Origin of the sequence: Kitasatospora sp. NPDC091257 (assembly GCF_044757675.1) — a bacterium.
GTDB classification, from domain to species: Bacteria; Actinomycetota; Actinomycetes; order Streptomycetales; family Streptomycetaceae; genus Kitasatospora; species Kitasatospora lactacystinica.
In genome coordinates, this window is the sequence record NZ_JBIVVI010001021.1 from 1 (window position 1) to 3,377 (window position 3,377).

The 3,377-nt window shown below is 73.4% G+C and carries 3 protein-coding genes and 1 pseudogene; 2 read left to right on the forward strand and 2 right to left on the reverse strand.

What is annotated here, in order from left to right; genetic code table 11:
* Positions 1-84: pseudogene (locus ACIQOV_RS33710) on the forward strand (transposase); the annotation flags it as partial.
* Between the two features lie 20 nt (positions 85-104).
* The gene (locus tag ACIQOV_RS33715; protein WP_401054575.1) at positions 105-698 is read left to right on the forward strand and encodes a DUF1707 domain-containing protein; all 594 of its coding nucleotides are present in this window, start codon (positions 105-107) and stop codon (positions 696-698) included.
* A gap of 87 nt (positions 699-785) precedes the next feature.
* On the opposite strand, the gene ACIQOV_RS33720 is transcribed toward ACIQOV_RS33715, so the two are convergent.
* Entirely contained in the window at positions 786-1,493 is a 708-nt protein-coding gene (locus tag ACIQOV_RS33720; protein WP_401054577.1) for a DsbA family protein, read from the reverse strand.
* A gap of 87 nt (positions 1,494-1,580) precedes the next feature.
* Positions 1,581-3,170, reverse strand: coding sequence for an alpha/beta hydrolase (locus ACIQOV_RS33725; RefSeq protein ID WP_401054579.1), 1,590 nt, complete (start codon positions 3,168-3,170; stop codon positions 1,581-1,583).
* Between the last annotated feature and the right edge of the window lie 207 nt (positions 3,171-3,377).

The following is a 3,377-nucleotide window of genomic DNA, read 5'->3' on the forward strand; positions in this document are numbered from 1 at the left end:
ATCCGCCGCTACATCATCTGGCGGAACAAGCACGCCGCCGACGAACGCCTACGCGCAGTCGTCGCCAGGGCCAACGTTGCCTGATGCGGCACTAGAGTAGCCGCATGGTCAACGAGGAACTGCCAGCCCTGCACAAGACGCCCGAGGCCGCCGTGGAACCCCGGGCCGGGGACAGCGACCGGGAGGCGGTGGCCGAGCAGTTGCGGGTCGCCGCCGGTGACGGCCGCATCGACCTCGGGGAATTGGAGGAGCGGCTCGACCGCACCTACGCCGCGCGGACGTACGGCGAACTCGACATCCTGGTGGCCGACCTCGGCGGCCGGGTGGAGGCCCGGGACGCGTCCGCGGCGGAGGAGGTCCTCACGCTCCGGCCCCGGATGAACAACATGGTGCAGAGCGGCCGCTGGTCCGTGCCCCGCCGGATCGTCGCGGAGACCAAGATCTCGCTGCTCACGGTCGACTTCACCGAGGCCGTGTGCCCCCACCAGGAGATCACGGTCGAGGCGTCGACCGGCATGGGCCACATCCGGCTGATCGTCCCGCGCGGCTGGGGCGTACGCATCGACCCGTCGAGCACCAACACCGGAAACATCGTCAACAAGGCCGCCGAGCAGGCGGAGCCGGGCGCCCCGGTGCTGACCGTGATCGGCCACCCCCGGTCGGGGCCGATCAGGATCAAGCAGCGCCGCCGGGGCTGACGGGCCGGAGGCCGGGCCCGCGGCAGTCCTCCGCGGGGGCACGGCGCGGGCACGGCGCGGGCTCGGCGCGGCCTCCGCCGGGGTGGCTCAGGAGAAGTCGAGTCCGCCCGTCCGGGTCCGCTTGAGCTCGAAGAACTTCGGGTACCCGGCCAGCAGCCGCACGCCCTCGAAGACCCGTACGGCGTCCTCGCCGCGCGGAATGGCGCTCAGCACCGGGCCGAAGAAGGCGACGCCGTCCACGTGGATGGTCGGCGTGCCGACCTCCTCGCCGACCGGGTCCATGCCCTCGTGGTGGCTCTTGCGCAGGGCCTCGTCGTACGCGGTGCTGTTCGCCGCCTCGGCCAGCTCCTCCGGCAGCCCCGCTGCCACGAGCGCCTCGCGGATGACGGCGTCGTCGGCCTCGCGGTCCTGGTCGTGCAGTCGGGTGCCGAGCTCGGTGTACAGCTCGCGCAGTACCTGCGGGCCGTGCTGTTCGGCGGCGGCGATGCAGACCCGCACGGGGCCCCAGCCGGTGGTCATCAGGCGCTGGTAGCGCTCGGGCAGGTCGGTGCGGCCCTCGTTGAGGACGGACAGGCTCATCACCCGGAAGTTCAGGTCGAGTTCGCGCTGCCGATCGACCTCCAGGATCCACCGGGAGGTTATCCAGGCGAAGGGGCAGACGGGGTCGAAGTAGAAGTCGACCTTGACGGTGTCGCTGTCGGCCCGGTGGCCGTTGTCGAGGTGCTGGTCGAGGTGCTGGGCAAGCTGCTGGGCGGGCGCGCCGGTCGTCATATCGTTCGTCACATCGTTCGTCACACCGGAGAGGCTAGTGGACCGAGTGGCCCACTCTCCAGAGCCAATCGACAGCTGCCGCAGTGGGCCACTTCCCCACCGCCCGGCCGCTCAGCCGCACGTCGTCCCGTCCGCCGGCACCGTGCCGTCCAGGAGGTAGGCGTCCACGGTCTGCTTCAGGCACGGGTTGCCGGTGTTGTAGCCGCCGTGCCCCTCGCCCTGCAGGGTGACGGTGACGCCGACGCCCGCGCCGAGCTGCTGCGCCATCGTGCGGGCGCCCTCCACCGGGGTCGCCGGGTCGCCGGTGGTGCCGACCACCAGGACCGGGGCGGCGCCCGGCGCGGAGACCTCCGGGTGGGCGGCCCTGCCCGGGACGGGCCAGCCGGTGCAGGCGGTCAGGCCCCAGGCGGTGAAGGACCCGAACACCGGGGAGGCGGCGCGGAACTGCGGCAGCTGCTGCTGCACGTCCTGGTCGGAGTAGCGCTGCCGGGCGTCCACGCAGTTGATCGCCCGGTTCGCGGCGTTCAGGTTGTTGTAGTGCCCCTGCGCGTCGCGCCCGTTCAGCCCGTCCGCGAGCTGGAGCAGCGTGTCGCCGGTCCCCAGCTCCATCGCCTCGGTGAGCCCGGCGGCCAGCGCGGGCCAGGTCTCCTGGCTGTACAGGGCGCCCACGATGCCGGTGACGGCCAGGCTCTCGGTGAGCTGCCGCCCCTGTTTGGTGGGCAGCGGCGACTGCGCCAGCTTCTGCACCAGTGCCTCGACCTTCGCGGTGCCGTCGTCGCCGCCCGCACCGGTCGGGCAGGCGGTCCCGGCCTGGGCGGCGCAGGCCTTCATGAAGTCGCCGAGGGCGAGCTGGAAGCCCTGGGCCTGGCCGAGCGCGGACTGCTGCGGGTCCTTGGTCGGGTCGACCACCGAGTCCAGCACCATCCGTCCGACCTGCTGCGGGAACAGGTGCGCGTAGACGCCGCCGAGCTGGGTGCCGTAGCTGAAGCCGAAGTAGGAGAGCTTCTGGTCGCCCAGAACCTGCCGCATCAGGTCCAGGTCGCGCGCCGCGCTCTCGGTGTCCACGTACGGCAGCACCGCGCCGGAGTTGTGCTCGCAGGCGGCGGCGAAGCCCGCGTTGTCGGCGTCCAGGGCCTTCACCGCTTCGGGGGTCTCGGGGGTGCTGTCGGCGGCGGTGGCGGCGTCCATCGCCCGGTCGTCCAGGCATGTCACCCCGGCGCTGGCGCCGACTCCCCGCGGGTCGAAACTCACCAGGTCGTAGCGGGAGTTGAGGGAGCTGTAGCTCGCGGCGAGGGCGGGCAGGGTGGCCACGCCGGAGGCGCCGGGGCCACCGAAGTTGAACAGCAGCGAGCCGATCCGGTGCTCCTCGTCCTTGGCCCGGCTGCGGATCAGTGCGAGGTCGATCGTCGTACCGTCCGGTGTGCCGTGGTCCAGCGGGGCCTTGAGGGTGGCGCACTGCCAGTCCTCGGCGGCGGGCGCGGTGCCGCTGCCCTGGGCGCTGATGGGGGCGGAGCAGGCGTGCCAGTCCAGCTGTTGGGCGGCCGCTCCGGTGGCGGCGCCGGTCCCCGTCCCCGCGCCGCCGGCCGCGGAGGTGGGCGCGGGCTCGGCGGCGGAGGAGCCGTCGCCCTGGCAGCCGGTGGCGGCGGTGAGCAGCAGGGCGGCCAGGCCGAACGCTCCGGCGCCGCGGACGACGGTGTGCATGGGGTGGGTCCACCTCTCGGGTCGGCCGGGCACCCGGCACGCGGCCTCGGGCCGGCCGGACGCCCCGGCGCTCGGCGGGACGGCGTACGCCCGGCGCTCGGTTCGTCGACGCACCACAGACCCGTCCATCACCGGCATCCGGACGTCCAGCAGCAGCACGTCCGGGCCGTGCGCGCGCACCGCCTCGATCGCCTCGGCACCGTCGCA